Annotated in this window: 18 protein-coding genes; 6 read left to right on the forward strand and 12 right to left on the reverse strand. The window is 64.0% G+C overall.

The features are described from left to right. Positions 1–10: 10 nt before the first annotated feature. Genes rimM through ffh form a run of 3 tightly spaced genes read right to left on the reverse strand, consistent with a single transcriptional unit; the run spans position 11 to position 2485 of the window. Positions 11–535: a ribosome maturation factor RimM gene (rimM, locus tag JQ574_RS09890; protein WP_212204104.1), complete on the reverse strand. Its 525-nt coding sequence runs from the start codon at positions 533–535 to the stop codon at positions 11–13. A gap of 19 nt (positions 536–554) precedes the next feature. Then, positions 555–887: a 30S ribosomal protein S16 gene (rpsP, locus tag JQ574_RS09895; protein ID WP_212204106.1), complete on the reverse strand. Its 333-nt coding sequence runs from the start codon at positions 885–887 to the stop codon at positions 555–557. Positions 888–937: 50 nt separating this feature from the next. Further along, the gene (gene ffh, locus JQ574_RS09900; RefSeq protein ID WP_192739326.1) at positions 938–2485 is read right to left on the reverse strand and encodes a signal recognition particle protein; all 1548 of its coding nucleotides are present in this window, start codon (positions 2483–2485) and stop codon (positions 938–940) included. 360 nt (positions 2486–2845) lie between these two features. On the opposite strand from ffh, the gene JQ574_RS09905 reads away from it, so the two are divergent. Continuing rightward, the gene (locus tag JQ574_RS09905) at positions 2846–3910 is read left to right on the forward strand and encodes an MBL fold metallo-hydrolase (protein ID WP_212204108.1); all 1065 of its coding nucleotides are present in this window, start codon (positions 2846–2848) and stop codon (positions 3908–3910) included. 166 nt (positions 3911–4076) lie between these two features. Here JQ574_RS09905 and JQ574_RS09910 read toward each other — a convergent pair whose 3' ends face one another. Both JQ574_RS09910 and JQ574_RS09915 read right to left on the reverse strand, forming a co-directional pair. Beyond that, the gene (locus tag JQ574_RS09910; RefSeq protein WP_212204110.1) at positions 4077–4778 is read right to left on the reverse strand and encodes an SIMPL domain-containing protein; all 702 of its coding nucleotides are present in this window, start codon (positions 4776–4778) and stop codon (positions 4077–4079) included. A 5-nt stretch (positions 4779–4783) separates the two neighbouring features. Next, positions 4784–5548, reverse strand: a complete 765-nt coding sequence (locus tag JQ574_RS09915) for a GyrI-like domain-containing protein (RefSeq protein WP_212204112.1) — start codon at positions 5546–5548, stop codon at positions 4784–4786. 180 nt (positions 5549–5728) lie between these two features. On the opposite strand from JQ574_RS09915, the gene dapF reads away from it, so the two are divergent. From dapF to JQ574_RS09930, 3 genes are read left to right on the forward strand one after another with little or no spacing between them, the layout of a single operon-like run. Beyond that, positions 5729–6601 (forward strand): diaminopimelate epimerase, encoded by an 873-nt coding sequence (gene dapF / locus JQ574_RS09920; RefSeq protein ID WP_212204114.1) that lies wholly within the window; start codon positions 5729–5731, stop codon positions 6599–6601. Continuing rightward, positions 6598–7866: a tRNA (N(6)-L-threonylcarbamoyladenosine(37)-C(2))-methylthiotransferase MtaB gene (gene mtaB / locus JQ574_RS09925; RefSeq protein ID WP_212204116.1), complete on the forward strand. Its 1269-nt coding sequence runs from the start codon at positions 6598–6600 to the stop codon at positions 7864–7866. The genes dapF and mtaB overlap by 4 nt, the downstream gene beginning before the upstream one ends. 6 nt (positions 7867–7872) lie before the next feature. Further along, the gene (locus JQ574_RS09930) at positions 7873–8421 is read left to right on the forward strand and encodes a 2'-5' RNA ligase family protein (protein ID WP_212204122.1); all 549 of its coding nucleotides are present in this window, start codon (positions 7873–7875) and stop codon (positions 8419–8421) included. On the opposite strand, the gene JQ574_RS09935 is transcribed toward JQ574_RS09930, so the two are convergent. Next, positions 8393–9136, reverse strand: coding sequence for an RluA family pseudouridine synthase (locus JQ574_RS09935; RefSeq protein WP_212204123.1), 744 nt, complete (start codon positions 9134–9136; stop codon positions 8393–8395). The two genes, JQ574_RS09930 and JQ574_RS09935, sit on opposite strands and share 29 nt — an antisense overlap. Positions 9137–9164: 28 nt before the next feature. Between JQ574_RS09935 and ftsY the strand changes: the two genes are divergently transcribed. Both ftsY and JQ574_RS09945 read left to right on the forward strand, forming a co-directional pair. Next, complete coding sequence (gene ftsY, locus JQ574_RS09940) at positions 9165–10112, forward strand: signal recognition particle-docking protein FtsY (protein ID WP_212273361.1); 948 nt, start codon at positions 9165–9167, stop codon at positions 10110–10112. Between the two features lies 1 nt (position 10113). Next, the gene (locus JQ574_RS09945; protein ID WP_212204125.1) at positions 10114–10716 is read left to right on the forward strand and encodes a septation protein A; all 603 of its coding nucleotides are present in this window, start codon (positions 10114–10116) and stop codon (positions 10714–10716) included. A gap of 153 nt (positions 10717–10869) precedes the next feature. Here the strand turns inward: JQ574_RS09945 and JQ574_RS09950 are convergent, their stop codons facing one another. From JQ574_RS09950 to ccmA, 6 genes are all read right to left on the reverse strand, one after another. Next, a complete protein-coding gene (locus JQ574_RS09950) occupies positions 10870–11229 on the reverse strand; it encodes a helix-hairpin-helix domain-containing protein (protein ID WP_192739317.1) in 360 nt (119 codons plus the stop codon). 247 nt (positions 11230–11476) lie between these two features. Then, positions 11477–12073 (reverse strand): DsbE family thiol:disulfide interchange protein, encoded by a 597-nt coding sequence (locus JQ574_RS09955; protein ID WP_212204128.1) that lies wholly within the window; start codon positions 12071–12073, stop codon positions 11477–11479. Further along, a complete protein-coding gene (gene ccmD, locus JQ574_RS09960) occupies positions 12070–12249 on the reverse strand; it encodes a heme exporter protein CcmD (protein ID WP_192739315.1) in 180 nt (59 codons plus the stop codon). The genes JQ574_RS09955 and ccmD overlap by 4 nt, the downstream gene beginning before the upstream one ends. Then, complete coding sequence (locus tag JQ574_RS09965; protein ID WP_283813708.1) at positions 12249–12980, reverse strand: heme ABC transporter permease; 732 nt, start codon at positions 12978–12980, stop codon at positions 12249–12251. Before JQ574_RS09965 ends, ccmD begins: the two co-directional genes overlap by 1 nt. A gap of 85 nt (positions 12981–13065) precedes the next feature. Beyond that, the gene (gene ccmB / locus JQ574_RS09970; protein WP_212204129.1) at positions 13066–13734 is read right to left on the reverse strand and encodes a heme exporter protein CcmB; all 669 of its coding nucleotides are present in this window, start codon (positions 13732–13734) and stop codon (positions 13066–13068) included. 268 nt (positions 13735–14002) lie between these two features. Next, positions 14003–14605 (reverse strand): heme ABC exporter ATP-binding protein CcmA, encoded by a 603-nt coding sequence (gene ccmA, locus JQ574_RS09975; protein ID WP_212204130.1) that lies wholly within the window; start codon positions 14603–14605, stop codon positions 14003–14005. Positions 14606–14829 lie beyond the last annotated feature (224 nt).

The raw sequence follows: 14829 nt of genomic DNA on the forward strand, positions 1-14829 counted from the left end.
TCAAAACCCATCACGTAAGCGTCGGAACGTCGTCGCCTTCAATTTCCTTGGGCAGTTCTATCACGACGCGGCCACCCGCAAGGTCGACCGTCGGCACCACGGCATTGGTGAACGGCAGCAGCATCGTCGGGCCCTGCGGTGGTGCAATCTCGATGATGTCGCCGGCGCCGAAATTATGGATCGCGGTGACGCGGCCGAGCGGTTCGTTCGCGGCATTCACCGCGGCCAGCCCGATCAGATCGGCATGGTAATATTCGTCGTCGTCGGTCTCAGGCAGCTTGTCGCGCGCGATATATAGCTCGATGCCGTTGAGGCGTTCGGCGTCCTCGCGGGTGGCGACGCCTTTGAACGTGGCGACCAGATGATCTTTCGCCTCGCGGGCATGCGTCAGCTCGAACTGGCGCGCGCCGTCCTTGGTCGTCAGCGGGCCGTAATCCCTCACGGCCAACGGGTCTTCGGTAAACGTCCACAGTTTCACCGCGCCGCGCACGCCATGCGCGGCGCCGATCCGGGCGACACAAATCGGTGTTGCCACCGCCCCGCGCCGCTAACGCTTACGCCTTCGCGGCGGCTTCGGCGTTGGCCTTGCGCTCCTTGCGCGGCACGGCCTTTTCCGGGTTGTTGCGCGCGGCACGCTTCACGACACCGGCGGCATCGAGGAAGCGGGTGACGCGGTCGGAAGGCTGCGCGCCCTTGGCGAGCCAGGACTTGACCTTGTCCATGTCGAGCTTGAGGCGGGCTTCGTTGTCCTTCGGCAGCAGCGGATTGAAATGGCCGAGACGCTCGATGAAGCGGCCGTCGCGGGGAAAGCGCGAGTCGGCGACGACGACGTGATAGACCGGGCGCTTCTTGGTGCCTGCGCGAGCGAGGCGGATAACGACTGACATTGTATTCTCCGTAAGTTTGGTTTGATGTGATGAGAGTGAATTGATCGCGATTATTTCTTCTTGCCGGGGAAGCCGCCGAGGCCCGGCAGCGTCGGCTTGCCGCTGAGGCCCGTAAGCCCCGGCAAATTCGGCAGGCCCTGACGCAAGCCCACCGGAATATCCTTCGGCAGCGCGGGCATACCGCCGGGGCCAGCGCCACCAGGCATTTTCTCCGCCAGCGCCTTCATCTGTTCGGCCGACGGCATGCCGCCGCCGCCAAATCCCATCGCCTGCGCGATGCCGGCCATCGGGCCGCGCTTGCCTGAACCCATCGCCTTCATCATGTCGGCCATGTTCCGGTGCATCTTCAGGAGCTTGTTGACTTCCTCGACCTTGACGCCGGCGCCGGCCGCGATGCGCTTCTTGCGGCTGGCTTTCAGGAGGTCGGGGCTCTTGCGCTCTTGCCGCGTCATCGAATCGATCACCGCGACCTGACGCTTGATGATCTTGTCGTCGATCCCGGCGTTGGCGATCTGGTTCTTCATCTTGGCGATGCCGGGCATCATGCCCATCAGCCCGCTGATGCCGCCCATATTCGCCATCTGCAGCAATTGCTCGCGCATGTCGGCCAGGTCGAACTGACCCTTGCGCATCTTTTCCGCGACACGCGCCGCCTTTTCAGCGTCGATATTCGCCGCCGCCTTTTCGACCAGCGACACCACGTCGCCCATGCCGAGGATGCGGCCGGCGATACGGCTGGGATGGAAATCTTCCAGCGCGTCGGTTTTTTCACCGGTGCCGATCAGCTTGATCGGCTTTCCCGTGACCGCGCGCATCGACAGCGCGGCGCCGCCGCGGCCATCGCCATCAACCCTCGTCAGCACGATGCCGGTCAGGCCAACGCGCTGGTCGAACGAGCGCGCAAGATTGACCGCGTCCTGGCCGGTGAGGGAATCCGCGACCAGCAGCACTTCATGCGGGCTGGCGACGGTTTTGATCTCCGCCGCTTCCGACATCATCTCTTCGTCGAGCGTGGTGCGGCCGGCGGTGTCGAGCAGCACGACGTCGTAGCCGCCGAGCTTGGCGGCTTCCAGCGCGCGTTTTGCAATTTGCGCCGGCTTCTGGCCGGCCACGATCGGCAGCGTCGGAATATCGAGATCGCGCCCGAGCACGGCGAGCTGCTCCATCGCCGCGGGGCGATAGATGTCGAGCGAGGCCATCAGCACCTTGCGCTTGTCGCGCTGGGTCATGCGGCGGGCGAGTTTTGCGGTGGTCGTGGTTTTGCCGGAGCCCTGCAGACCGACCATCATGATCGCGACCGGCGGCACCGCATTGAGATCGATGGTCTGGCCGTCAGCCCCGAGCGTGGCGACCAGTTCGTCATGGACGATCTTGACTACCATCTGGCCGGGTGTGACCGACTTGACGACGGTGGCGCCGATCGCCTGCTCGCGGACGCGGTCGATGAAGCTTCTGACGACGTCGAGCGAGACGTCGGCCTCGAGCAGCGCGCGGCGCACCTCGCGCATCGCGGCATCGACGTCCTTTTCGGACAGCGCACCGCGCCCCGTCAGCCGATCGAGTATCCCACCAAGCTTTTCCGACAGATTGTCGAACAATGCCGTTATCCTCTGTCCTGCCTCAGGACGAATTTCCAAACACGATTACGCCCGAGGGCGCATCGCGCTGTCGGGCGTTGGCCTCCGGTCTCAAGGGCCGGGCGGCGGGTCGAAAAGAACGTCTTTCCGAGAAGTGCGGGGGTTAAACGCCCGTGAAGGGAGAAAGTCAAGGAAATCTGGATTTCGTGACCCGATAAATTTTACTAAGGTATTGGAAACATTAGCCTTTAATCTCAAGGGTAGCCTTGCGACGGTACAAATAATTTGGATTGGCGGAAAACGCCGCCGCAGGTTCCAACTTCGCCGGCGCACGCCATATAACGCCCGTGCCTTCGTTCTCTCTCGCTGTTTGTGATCCCCGTGCCCATCACCCGCCGTCGTGTCTTTGCAGTGCTTGCCGGTCTCGGCCTGGCCACCGGCGCATCGTCTGTCTGGATGTCCCGCATGAAAACCTATGACGGCCCTGCTTCCGATCATTTCGACGGCCTGACCTTCTTCGATCCGGATGGCTCGCCGCCGAAATCATTGGCCGAGGTGCTGCGCTGGCAGTTCGGCGGCGGCCGGCAGCGCGCGAGCTGGCCGGATTGGGTGCCGAGTGCGCATGCGGATACACCGCCGCCGCGCGTTGACGGCAACAAGGTGCGGCTGTCGTTCGTGGGCCACGCGAGCTGGCTGATCCAGACCGGCGGCCTCAACATCCTCATTGATCCGGTGTGGTCGATGCGGGCCTCGCCGTTTTCCTGGGCCGGGCCGAAGCGGCACAACGATCCCGGCATCGCCTTCGACGCATTGCCCAAGATCGATGTCGTGCTGGTGTCGCACGGCCATTACGACCATCTCGATCTGGCGACGCTGTCGAGGCTCGCGAAAACGTTTTCGCCGCGCGTGATCACACCGCTCGGCAATGACGTCACCATGCGCGACGCGGATGAAGCGATCAAAGTGGAAGCGTTCGACTGGAAGGATCGCATCGAACTCGGCAACGGCATCGCCGTGACGCTGGTGCCGACGCGGCATTGGTCGGCGCGCGGGCTGTTCGACCGCAACAAGGCGCTGTGGGCGAGCTTCGTGCTGGAGACGCCCGCCGGCAAACTCTACATCGTCTGCGATTCCGGCTACGGCGACGGCAAGCATTTTCGCCGGGTTGCCGAAGCTCATGGCCCGCTGCGGCTGGCGATCCTGCCCATCGGCGCCTATGAGCCGCGCTGGTTCATGCGCGACCAGCACATGAACCCGTCGGACGCTGTGAAGGCGCTGGCGGATTGCGGGGCGCAAACGGCACTGGCGCATCATCACGGCACGTTCCAGCTCACCGACGAGGCGATCGACGCGCCTGTCGTCGCACTCGGCGAAGCGCTGGATGAAGCGAAAATTCCGCGCGAGCGGTTTGCGGCGCTGAAACCCGGGCAGGTATTCGAGGTTTAGTCGCCGCGCTAATTATCTCGTCGTCCCGGCCAAGCAAGCGTAGCGAGCGCTGAGCCGGGACCCATAACCACCGACCTGAGTATTGAAAAAGGCAGGAGCTCCAGCTTGCCCTAACCACAGAGCCCTGTGGTTATGGGTCCCGGCTCAAGGCCGGGACGACGATCAGTTATTCCTTCGGCTTGATCGCCCAGGACACGCTCACCGAAACCGATAGCGTCTCTTCGCCTGGCGCCACCGGCGCGGATGCAGCCATGCCGCCGGCGACTTTGCTGCGGAACATCGGGCTGGGCGCGCCCTCCTCGGAGATGCTGATCGGTTCGCCGAGCGTTACGCCGGCAGCCTTGGCGTAGATTTGCGCTTTGCGCCGCGCGTCGGCGATTGCCTGCTCGCGCGCTTCGTCGAGCAGTTTTGAAGCCTGCGTAACCACGAAATTGATGCCGCCGACTTCGTTGGCGCCGGCGCCGACCAATACGTCGATGATGCTGGCGACCTTGGTGACGTCGCGCAGCTTGATGGTAACGCGGTTGCTGGCGCGATAGCCGGAAATCACCGCAGGTCCAGTCCGGTTCGGGTTGGGCGGATATTGCGGCTGCAGCGACAGCCGCGAGGTCTGGTAATCCGTCTCCTCGATCCCGGCGCCTTTCAGCGCCAGCAGCACCTTGCCCATCGCCGCGTTGTTCGCCTCCGACGCCTCGCGCGCGGTCTTTGCTTCGGTAGTCACGCCACCATCGATCCGCGCCTGATCCGGCGGCACCGAGACATTGGCTTCGCCGGTCACGGAGATGGCGGGCGGCGGCACCGTCTGCGCCAGCGCGGGCGTGGCCAGCAGCGCGACACCGGCGGCGGCGAGAGCGAGTACCTGTTTCATGTCTTTCACTTCAGCGGCACATAGACGTTGATCACCAGCTTGTCCTCCGCGGTCTTCAAGGGATCGGTGATGTATTCCTCGACGAAGGTGTCTTTTGCTTCAAGTTTCTTGTCGTCGAGGTGATTGGTGATCGCCTCATAGGTGTTGTCCATGTTGTCGTAGGAGCCGCGATGGACAAACTTCAGGGCTTTGCCCTCGGGCGATTTGCCGATGCTCATGTCCTTGGTCAGGTTCTTCGGCTCCTGGTCGACTGGAATTTCGGCCAGGAACGTAAAGCCGCTGTCGTCGGTCGAGGTGTAGACGATCATCGCATTGCCCGCGGCCTTGATGCCCTGCTTGTCGAGCAGCGCGGTCAGCGCCTTGAATGAATCGATCAGCGTGTCGAACGCCGAGTCCCAATTGGCGGTGCCCTTCATGACCACCACCTTTTTGGGCTCCAGCGTGAATTGCTCGCCGAAGGGGTCAGCGGTCTGAACGGTCGCGGCGGGGGGCGTGGCCGGCGTCTGGGCGGCCGCGGGTGGCGGCGAAGGGGCAACCGACGGGCTTGCCACCGGCGCCGGGGAGGTTGCCGGTGCCGGGGGCGCGGATGCCGCGGGCGCTTCCGCCGGAGCAGGGGAAGCCGAAGCGGCGGGCACCGGTGCCGCGGAAGGGCTGGCGGACGGAGAGGCGGCAGGCGCCGGCGATTGCGCCAGCGCGGCGCCGCCCCACGCGATTGCCAGCGTCGCGACCAGCGCGGCCATGGCCGAGCGGAAAGGGCTGATACGGTTCATTTTAGGCATTCTCCATCCATCCCCAAGCGGTCGCGGTATGTCCCGTCACGCCCGCAAAGACGCCGCCATCCCTAACACGCAAGCTTCGCCTTCGTCCCATGACAGATGCGTCATGCGCCCCTGCGCACTAGGCAATCGGCCACCATTCGCCATATAAGCAGGCAGAAATTGGGAAATTCCATGAGCGCGCTGGCCAATCAGGCATTCGCCAAGATGAACGGTATCGGCAACGAAATCGTCGTGGTCGATCTGCGCGACAAGCCGGCCAAGGTGACGGCGGAGGAGGCGCGCGCCGTCGCCTCGCCCGCCGGCGTGCCCTATGACCAGTTGATGGTATTGCAGCCGCCGCGGCTGGAGGGTACCGAGGCCTTCATCCGCATCTACAACAATGACGGCTCGGAGGCCGGCGCCTGCGGCAACGGCATGCGCTGCGTGGTGCGGCGGCTGTTCGAGAAGACCGGCCAGACGGCCGTGACCTTCGAGACCCGCTCGGGCCTGCTGAATTGCTGGCAGGGGCCGCAGCCCGATCTCTACACGGTCGACATGGGCGCGCCAAAATTCGGCTGGCAGGAAATTCCGCTCGCCGAAGAGTTTCGCGACACGCGTTACATTGAACTGCAGGTCGGGCCGATCGACGCGCCGATCCTGCATTCGCCGTCGGTCGTCAGCATGGGCAATCCGCACGCGATCTTCTGGGTGGATGACATCAACGCCTACGACCTCGAGCGCTTCGGGCCGCTGTTGGAAAATCACCCCATTTTCCCCGATCGCGCCAACATCACGCTCGCCCATATCGTCGATCGCGATCACATCACGATGCGCACCTGGGAACGCGGCGCCGGGCTGACCCGGGCCTGCGGCTCGGCCGCCTGCGCCACCGCGGTCGCCGCGGCGCGGCTGAAGCGCACCAATCGTGTCGTTGAAATGACGCTGCCGGGCGGCAAGCTCTCGATCGAATGGCGTGAGCGCGACGATCATGTGCTGATGACCGGCACGGCCGATTTCGAATATGAAGGCCGCTTCGATCCGGCGCTGTTCGCCAGCGTCGCATGAGCGTCGACGTCCTTACGTTTGGCTGCCGCCTCAACGCCTTTGAATCCGAAGTGATCCGGCACGAGGCCGAGAATGCCGGCCTTTCCGATACCGTGGTCATCAACAGCTGCGCCGTCACCAACGAGGCAGTCGCGCAAGCGCGGCAATCGATCCGGCGGCTGAAGCGCGAGCGGCCCAATGCGCGCATCGTCGTCACCGGCTGCGCGGCGCAGACCCAGCCTGAAATGTTTGCCGGCATGATTGAAGTCGATCGCGTCGTCGGCAATGACGAGAAGATGCGGAGCGAGGCCTGGCGCAGCGCGCGTGCCGCGTTCGATACCGGATTTGGCGTCGAGGCCAGCGAGAAGATCGCGGTCGCCGACATCATGGCGGTCACCGAGATGGCTCCGCATTTGCTGGAAGGTTTTCAGAGCGGCCTGCCGCGGGTGTTCGTGCAGGTGCAGAACGGCTGCGACCACCGCTGCACCTTCTGCATCATTCCCTACGGCCGCGGCAATTCGCGCTCGGTGCCGATGGGAGCTGTTGTCGAGCAGGTCCGCGCGCTGGTCGAACGCGGTCATGCCGAGATCGTGCTGACCGGCGTCGATCTCACCAGCTACGGCGCCGATTTGCCGGGCACGCCAAAACTCGGCCAACTGACAAAGCAGATTTTGCGGCATGTGCCGGAACTGAAGCGTTTGCGGATTTCATCGATCGACTCGATCGAAGCTGATCGCGATCTGCTCGGCGTCATTGCGGATGATGAGCGCCTGATGCCGCATCTGCATCTGTCGCTGCAGTCCGGCGACGATCTGATTCTGAAGCGGATGAAGCGACGGCATTCACGCAGCGATGCCATCGAATTCTGCGCGCAGGTGCGGCGGCTGCGGCCGGACATCGCGCTCGGCGCCGATATCATCACGGGCTTTCCGACCGAGACGGAAGAGATGTTCGCGCGTTCGCAGGATCTGGTCGAGGAATGCGGTCTCACCTTCCTGCACGTGTTTCCTTACTCAAAACGCCCGGGCACGCCGGCTTCGCGGATGCCGCAGGTCGCGGGCGAGGCGATCAAGGAACGGGCGAAGCGCTTGCGCGCGACGGGTGAGGCGGCGTTGCGAAAGAGGCTGGCGTCGGAGATCGGCGCGACGCGACAGGTGCTGATCGAGAGCGGCAGGCAGGGGCGGACGGAGCATTTCCTGCCCGTTGCCATCAATGGTGAAATGCCGGGCGCGGTGCGAGCGCTGACGATGATAGGACATGATGGTGCTCGGATGACGGGACGCTAGGCAAACATGGCTTTTGCTGTGAGCCTGCATTTCAATTCTGAAATGGCGGACGCTATTTCGGGGCGCTGGGCGCGGCTTGCAAATGCGGGCGTATCAAGTTCGATGCCTGATCTCAGGTTCGCGCCGCATGTGACATTGGCCGTTTATGACGATCTGGTGGTAGAGGCGGCGGTCGCTTCGCTTGATCGGATCTTCGGCAATGCCGACCAGATCACCGTCACCTTGACTGATTTCTCGACATTTGGTGCCGGCAGCGGCGTTTGTTACGCGGCCTTGGCTTCTTCGCTTGACCTGATGCGCTTACATGCGACGATCATTGGTGCCCTCGGCGAAACCTGCAGGCCACATTATCAAACGGGGCGCTGGACACCTCATTGTACCCTGGCGACGGGCATGACGGATGCAGGATTGGAGCGGGCGAAAGGTCTACTTCAATCGGATTGGCGTCCGCTTGCGGGCGTGTTCAAGGCGGCGACGCTGGTCGAGTTCGTGCCGGTTGTTGAACTCAAGCGCTGGACCTTGGCCGCTACTCCCCGTTCCACCCACACGCCCTGAGTCGCTCGCGCATATGCTCCGGCGCCGGCGCCACCACGCGAACCGGTTCCTTGTTCCTTGAAATCGGAATCACGATCTCGCGGGAATGCAGATGCAGGCGCGGCTCGCCGAAGCGGGGGCCGTTGCCGTAGATGTTGTCGCCGACGATCGGCCAGCCCGTGGCCGATGTGTGCACGCGCAATTGATGGGTGCGGCCGGTGACCGGTTCCAGCTCTAACCAGGCGAGGCCATTGCCGCGGCCGCGCACCTTCCAGTTTGTGACGGCTTTTTGACCGTCCGGATCCGGCTTCTGCCACCAGCCACGCTCGACGTTGAGCCGGCCGAGCGCCATGTCGATGGTGCCTTCATCTTCGGCAGGTCCGCCTTCCACGACGGCCCAGTAGGTCTTTCCGATCTTGCCGTGCTTGAACAGCAGCCCGAGCGAGGCCGTGGCCTTGCGATGGCGTCCCAGCACGAGACAGCCGGAGGTATCCTTGTCGAGGCGGTGCGCGAGAACCGGCGGCCGCGGCAGGCCGAATCGCAACCCGTCGAACGAGGTTTCCAGGTTGGCGCCGCCCTTGGGGCCGCGATGCACCGGCAGGCCGCAGGGCTTGTCGATGACCAGCATCAGCCCGTCGCGGTGGAGCACGCGAGCCTGGATTTCTTCCGCGGTCAGGTCGGGGACCTCAGGGGATGCCCCGCCAATATCAATGGATTGGTTGTGGCTTTCGTTCATGGCGCGAAACCGCTAACACACGTCCGACATGAGCGATACCACTCCTGGAACTCCAAAACTGAGCTGGTGGCGGCGGCTTTCGAGCGGCCTGAAGCGAACCTCGAGTTCGATCGGGTCAGCCGTTGCCGACCTCGTCATCAAACGCAAGCTCGACCGCGCCATGCTCGATGATATCGAGGATGTGCTGCTGCGCGCCGATCTCGGCACCGAGGTCGCGGTGCGGATCGCGGACGCCGTCGGCGCCGGCCGCTACGACAAGGCGATCTCGGCGGATGAGGTCAAGGCGGTGGTCGCGACCGAGGTCGAGAAGGTGCTGGCGCCGGTGGCCAAGCCGCTGGTGATCGACGCCGCTCAAAAACCGTTCGTCATTCTCGTGGTTGGCGTCAACGGTTCCGGCAAGACCACCACCATCGGCAAGCTGGCGGCGAAACTGAGCGCCGAGGGCCGCAAGATGATGCTGGCGGCCGGCGACACGTTCCGCGCCGCCGCGATCGAGCAATTGAAGGTCTGGGGCGAGCGGACCAAATCGCCTGTGATCGCGGGCGCGCAGGGGTCTGATTCAGCGGGCCTCGCCTTCAATGCGCTGACCGCAGCGAAAGAACAGAACGTCGACGTGCTGCTGGTCGATACTGCCGGGCGATTGCAGAACAAGGCCGAGCTGATGAAGGAGCTCGAAAAAGTCGTCCGCGTCATCAAGAAGGTCGATGCCTCGGCCCCGCATGCGGTGCTGCTGGTGCTCGACGCCACGGTGGGACAAAATGCGCTGTCGCAGGTCGAGGCTTTTCATCGTACCGCAGGGGTCACCGGCCTTGTGATGACCAAGCTCGACGGCACCGCGCGGGGCGGCATCCTGGTGGCGCTGTCGGAGAAATTCAAACTGCCGGTGCACTTCATCGGTGTCGGCGAAGGCGTCGACGATCTGGCGCCGTTTACCGCGCGGGATTTTGCGAACGCGATTGCAGGAATCGAAAGCTAAGATGGACAAGACCCAGCCGCATCCGCTGTTCAAGCTTGCGACCGAACTCGGTCCGCTGCTCGTGTTTTTTGCCGCCAACGCCAAGTTCGGCCTGTTCGTCGCCACCGGCGCCTTCATGGTGGCGATCATCGCCGCGATGATCGCGTCCTATGTGGTGACCAGGCATGTGCCCATGATGGCGATCGTCACCGCCGTAATCGTCATCGTGTTCGGCACGCTGACCCTGGTGCTGCATGATGAGACCTTCATCAAGATGAAGCCGACCATCATCTACGGCCTGTTCGCCGCGATCCTCGGCGGTGGCCTTCTGTTCGGCCGTTCCTTCATCGCCGTCATGTTCGATCAGGTGTTCAATCTGACGCCGCAGGGCTGGCGCATCCTCACCATGCGCTGGACGCTGTTCTTTTTCGCAATGGCGCTTCTGAACGAATTCATCTGGCGCACCCAGTCGACCGACTTCTGGGTCGGCTTCAAGGTGTTCGGCGTGATTCCGCTGACGATGATCTTTGCGATCGCCCAGATGCCGCTGACCAAGCGCTACCATCTGGAGCCGGCCTCGCTGGAAGCCAGCGAAGCGGACGCGGGAGATGTGAGGAAGGGGTGAGAGTTAGTGTCCTGGACGCGGTGCAGCGTTCTTTACGATGCACCGCAGAGCCGGGACCCATCTATCCGTTTGAGCCGATCTATCCGTTAGAGTGGGCCCCGGCTCTGCAGCGCACCGCAAGAGCGCTGCGCTGCGTCCGGGGCACGATAACAATCAGCTCTTCTGCTTGGCGATCACCTGGTCCTTGATCTTGTCGTAGGTCGCCTGCGGGACGATGTTCTTGTGCACCAGATCGTCCTTGCCCTTGTAGGGACGGCCGGCGACGATCTTGGCGGAATAGGCCTTGCCGATCCCCGGCAGCGCTTCGAGCTGGTCGACGGTCGCCGAATTGATGTCGAGCAGTTCGGCCTTCGGGGCCGGCGCCATCTTCGACTCCTGGGCCTTCGGCGCGGGAGCCATCTTGCTGTCGGATTTGGTCGCGGGCTGCGCGGTCTGGGCCATCGACGGGGTTGCCGTCATCAGGCCAACCGTGAGCGCAGTTGCGAGAAGAGAAGCGAGCGTGAAATGACGCATAGAAGTGTCCCTCCAAGGACGGTTTAAGTAACGCCATCAAGCTAGCTTCGAATTCGTGGCGGCGCCATGGCCGGCAAATGAACGGCAGATAAAAGCTGGAAATTATTTATCCCTTGTCATTTCCCGATGCGCAATTGCGCATCTGAGGGCGAGCGAAGCGAGAGCCCGGAATCCATCAGATCGCAAGTCGCGTCGACAAATGGATTCCGGGCTCGCGCCAAGGCGCGCCCCGGAATGACGGCCGGAGCTAACTCCCCGCTCGCAACGCCTTCTCGATCTCGGCCTTCAGCACGGTATCGACATTGGCTGGCGTGATCGGCCCGACCAGTTTGTAGACGATGGTGCCTTCGCGGCCGACCACGAAGGTTTCAGGCACGCCATAGACGCCCCATTCGATCGAGCCGCGGCCATTGCTGTCGGCGCCGACCATGCTGAACGGGTTGCCGTAGCGGCCGAGGAAGCGGCGGGCGTTGTCGGGCGAATCCTTGTAGTTGATGCCGACGATCTGCAGCCGCTTGTCCTTGGCCAGAGCGGTGAGCAGCGGCATCTCGTCATGGCATGGTACGCACCAGGACGCCCAGACGTTGACGACGCTGACCTTGCCCTTGAAGGCCGCCGGGTCGAGCCCGGGAACGGCGATGCCGTTGTCGACCAGGCCTGCCAGCGCCGGCAGCGCGGTCTGCGGCGCCGGGCGGCCGATCAAAGCGGATGGAATTTTCGAAGGATCGCCGCCGTGCAGCCGCAGCAGGAACAGCCCGGCGACCGCCATGAAGCCGATCAGCGGCAGCGTCACCAGCCAGCGCCGGCTTTGCCGCGGTGCGTCAGATGCCGCCGGCCCGCTCATCTGATATCCGCCGCACTGCGGCCGGAGCGCCTGGTGATGCCGCTGGCCTCGAGCTCGCGCAGGCGCGCCTTCTGGCGGCGAAAATCGATGGCGATCCAGGCAATCAGGATCGCGACCACCGCGGCGACCAGCGCATAGGACGTCACGATGAAGGAGGCATAGGGACCGAGCGCCATCACGCGGCCTGTTGGCTGGCTTGCATGATCTGCAAGCTGCGCACGCGGCGGCGCAGGATCTCGTTGCGCATCGCCGCCAGATGCAGCGTGACGAACAGCAGCGAAAATCCAACCGCCATCACCAGCAACGGAATCAGGAAGGCGCGGTCGAGCGTGGAGCCTCCCATGCGAAGCACCGAGGCCGGCTGATGCAGCGTGTTCCACCAGTCGACCGAGAATTTGATGATCGGCAAATTGAGCGCGCCGACCAGTGTGAGGATCGCCGCCGCCCGCGCCGCGCGCGAGGGATCGTCCACCGCGCGCCACAGCGCGATCAGGCCGAGATACATCAGGAACAGGATCAGCACCGAGGTGAGCCGCGCATCCCATTGCCAATAGGTGCCCCACATCGGCCGGCCCCATAGCGAGCCCGTGACCAGCGCGAGAAATGTGAAGGCGGCGCCGATCGGGGCGGCGGCTTTCGCAGCGACGTCGGCGAGCGGATGCCGCCACACCAGCGTGCCCAGCGCCGCAAGGCTCATGACGCCCCACACGAACATCGACAGCCAGGCGTTGGGCACGTGGATGAACATGATTTTGACGGTGGCGCCCTGCTGATAATCGTCGGGTGCCATTGCTGCCTGGTACAAGCCGATGAGCAGCAGGATCGCGGTCGCGCCCGCCAGCCACGGCAATATGCGCCCCGTCAGCGACAGGAATTTGGTGGGGTTGGCGAGGTCGATCAACGTCATGGGCATCCTGATAATCGTCGGCGGCGGGGCAGGCAATGCGGCTTGTTCTGTTCCATCAAGTGTTGATCGGCATGCATCAGATTATCTAGTCCAGCCCGTGCCGCAGGCTGGCGGCTGCGGCAAACGGTCCGATCACGAAACTGACCAGCGAGATCGCGCAGAGGATCGAGAACGGTGTTCCAAACGGCAGCGGCCCCGATATCGCGGCCTGCGACGCCGCTACGCCAAAAATCAGCACCGGGATCGACAGCGGCAGCACCAGAACCGCGAGCAGCAACCCGCCGCGATGCAGCGTCACCGCCAGCGCGGCGCCGATCATGCCGATGAAAGTCAGCGCCGGCGTTCCCACCAGCAGCGTCAGTGCCACGGCCGAGGTCGCGGTGGCGTCGAGATTGAGCATCAGCCCAAGCACGGGGGTCGCGATGATCAGCGGCAGGCCGGCGGCGAGCCAGTGCGCCAGCGCTTTGGCGGCGCAGGCCAGTTCCAGCGGTGTCCGGCCCATCACGATCAGATCGAGCGAGCCGTCCTCGTGGTCTGATGTGAACAGGCGGTCGAGCGTGAGCAGGCTGGCCAGCAGCGCGCCGAGCCAGAGAATGGAGGGCCCGAGTCGCGTCAGCAGCGCCAGGTCGGGCCCGAGCGCAAACGGCATCAGCACGGTGACGGTGAGGAAGAACAGCACGCCGATCAGCGCGCCGCCGCCGACGCGCAGCGCGATCCTGATATCCCGTCGAATCAGCACGGCAAGGGCGGTCATTGGAAATCCCTCTGCATCTTGCCGGATGTAGAGCGACGATGCCGCAACGAGCGCCAATCGCTCCCTCCCCCCTTGCGGGGGAGGGCGGGGGAGAGGGGTAGCTCCGGAAATGGTGTCTGAGGGGGACTATTGTCGAAGGTCGAACGGAGAGAGCACGTCGTGGGATACCTCTCTCCCTGACCTCGAGAGCGAGCTTCGCTCGCCTCGGACCCCGCAAGGGGGGAGGGAACGGAGAGAGTTGTACCAAGAGGCGAGAAGCTCAGCGCATTCACTTCCCGCCCCCCATCCGCAATTCGTCCGCCTCGATCCCGAGCGGCGCATGGGTGGCCGCGACGATGATGCCGCCGCGCGCGAGGTGATCGCGCATCAGGCCCGCGAACAGATCCTGCCCGGCGGCGTCGAGCGCCGAGGTCGGCTCGTCCAATAGCCAGACCGGCCGCCGCACCGCGAGCAGCCGGGCGATCGACAACCGGCGCCGTTGGCCGGCCGACAGATACGCCGCCGGCAGATGCGTCGCGTGCGCGAGCCCCACCTTGGCGAGGCTTTCGTTGGGATCGCTGGCGTCCCCGCCCAGAAAATCCCGCCAGAACGACAGGTTCTCCAGCACGCTGAGCGCGGGTTTCAGTGCGTCGCGATGGCCGAGATAATGGGCCTGTTCGGGCAGCGTCAGTTCGTCCGCGCCGCCTTCCAGCGCGACCGATCCGCCTGCCGGCACCAGCAAGCCCGCGATCAGCCGCAGCAGCGACGTCTTGCCGGAGCCGTTCGGGCCGATGACGGCAAGGGCTTGGCTAGAAGCGGCCTCGAAATCGAGCCCGGAAAACACCGCGCGCCCGCCCCGCACACAATCGATCTGACGTCCTGTGAGCCGCATCTTGCCTCGTTACGGCCCTTCAGAAAACCTTGGGGTACCGCATCAGAATTTTTGGGTCGCGCAATGCTGCAGCACGATCGTGGTTGTGGCGGCGCATCTAGAAAGATTCTATAAGCCCGGAACTTGATGCAGCACACAACCGGCGGCCGCAAGCCGGTAAGCCGACCGCGCTGACGGTGTTTAAATACCCCTTGCCGGGTATAACTGAGAATTGGGATTTCCTG

Source organism: Bradyrhizobium sp. AUGA SZCCT0158 (genome assembly GCF_018130065.1).
In the GTDB taxonomy this organism is placed as follows: domain Bacteria; phylum Pseudomonadota; class Alphaproteobacteria; order Rhizobiales; family Xanthobacteraceae; genus Bradyrhizobium.

Excerpts from the sequence above, each read along its gene's own strand:
- JQ574_RS09950 (WP_192739317.1), bottom strand. The coding sequence starts at position 11,229 with ATGCGTCATTTCACGCTCGCTTCTCTTCTCGCAACTGCGCTCACGGTT.
- JQ574_RS09930 (WP_212204122.1), top strand. The coding sequence starts at position 7,873 with ATGGCTTTTGCTGTGAGCCTGCATTTCAATTCTGAAATGGCGGACGCT.
- JQ574_RS09935 (WP_212204123.1), bottom strand. The coding sequence starts at position 9,136 with ATGAACGAAAGCCACAACCAATCCATTGATATTGGCGGGGCATCCCCT.
- JQ574_RS09945 (WP_212204125.1), top strand. The coding sequence starts at position 10,114 with ATGGACAAGACCCAGCCGCATCCGCTGTTCAAGCTTGCGACCGAACTC.
- ccmB (WP_212204129.1), bottom strand. The coding sequence starts at position 13,734 with ATGACCGCCCTTGCCGTGCTGATTCGACGGGATATCAGGATCGCGCTG.
- ccmA (WP_212204130.1), bottom strand. The coding sequence starts at position 14,605 with ATGCGGCTCACAGGACGTCAGATCGATTGTGTGCGGGGCGGGCGCGCG.
- ccmD (WP_192739315.1), bottom strand. The coding sequence starts at position 12,249 with ATGGCGCTCGGTCCCTATGCCTCCTTCATCGTGACGTCCTATGCGCTG.
- JQ574_RS09955 (WP_212204128.1), bottom strand. The coding sequence starts at position 12,073 with ATGAGCGGGCCGGCGGCATCTGACGCACCGCGGCAAAGCCGGCGCTGG.
- JQ574_RS09915 (WP_212204112.1), bottom strand. The coding sequence starts at position 5,548 with ATGAACCGTATCAGCCCTTTCCGCTCGGCCATGGCCGCGCTGGTCGCG.
- rpsP (WP_212204106.1), bottom strand. The coding sequence starts at position 887 with ATGTCAGTCGTTATCCGCCTCGCTCGCGCAGGCACCAAGAAGCGCCCG.
- ftsY (WP_212273361.1), top strand. The coding sequence starts at position 9,165 with ATGAGCGATACCACTCCTGGAACTCCAAAACTGAGCTGGTGGCGGCGG.
- dapF (WP_212204114.1), top strand. The coding sequence starts at position 5,729 with ATGAGCGCGCTGGCCAATCAGGCATTCGCCAAGATGAACGGTATCGGC.
- mtaB (WP_212204116.1), top strand. The coding sequence starts at position 6,598 with ATGAGCGTCGACGTCCTTACGTTTGGCTGCCGCCTCAACGCCTTTGAA.
- JQ574_RS09910 (WP_212204110.1), bottom strand. The coding sequence starts at position 4,778 with ATGAAACAGGTACTCGCTCTCGCCGCCGCCGGTGTCGCGCTGCTGGCC.
- JQ574_RS09965 (WP_283813708.1), bottom strand. The coding sequence starts at position 12,980 with ATGACGTTGATCGACCTCGCCAACCCCACCAAATTCCTGTCGCTGACG.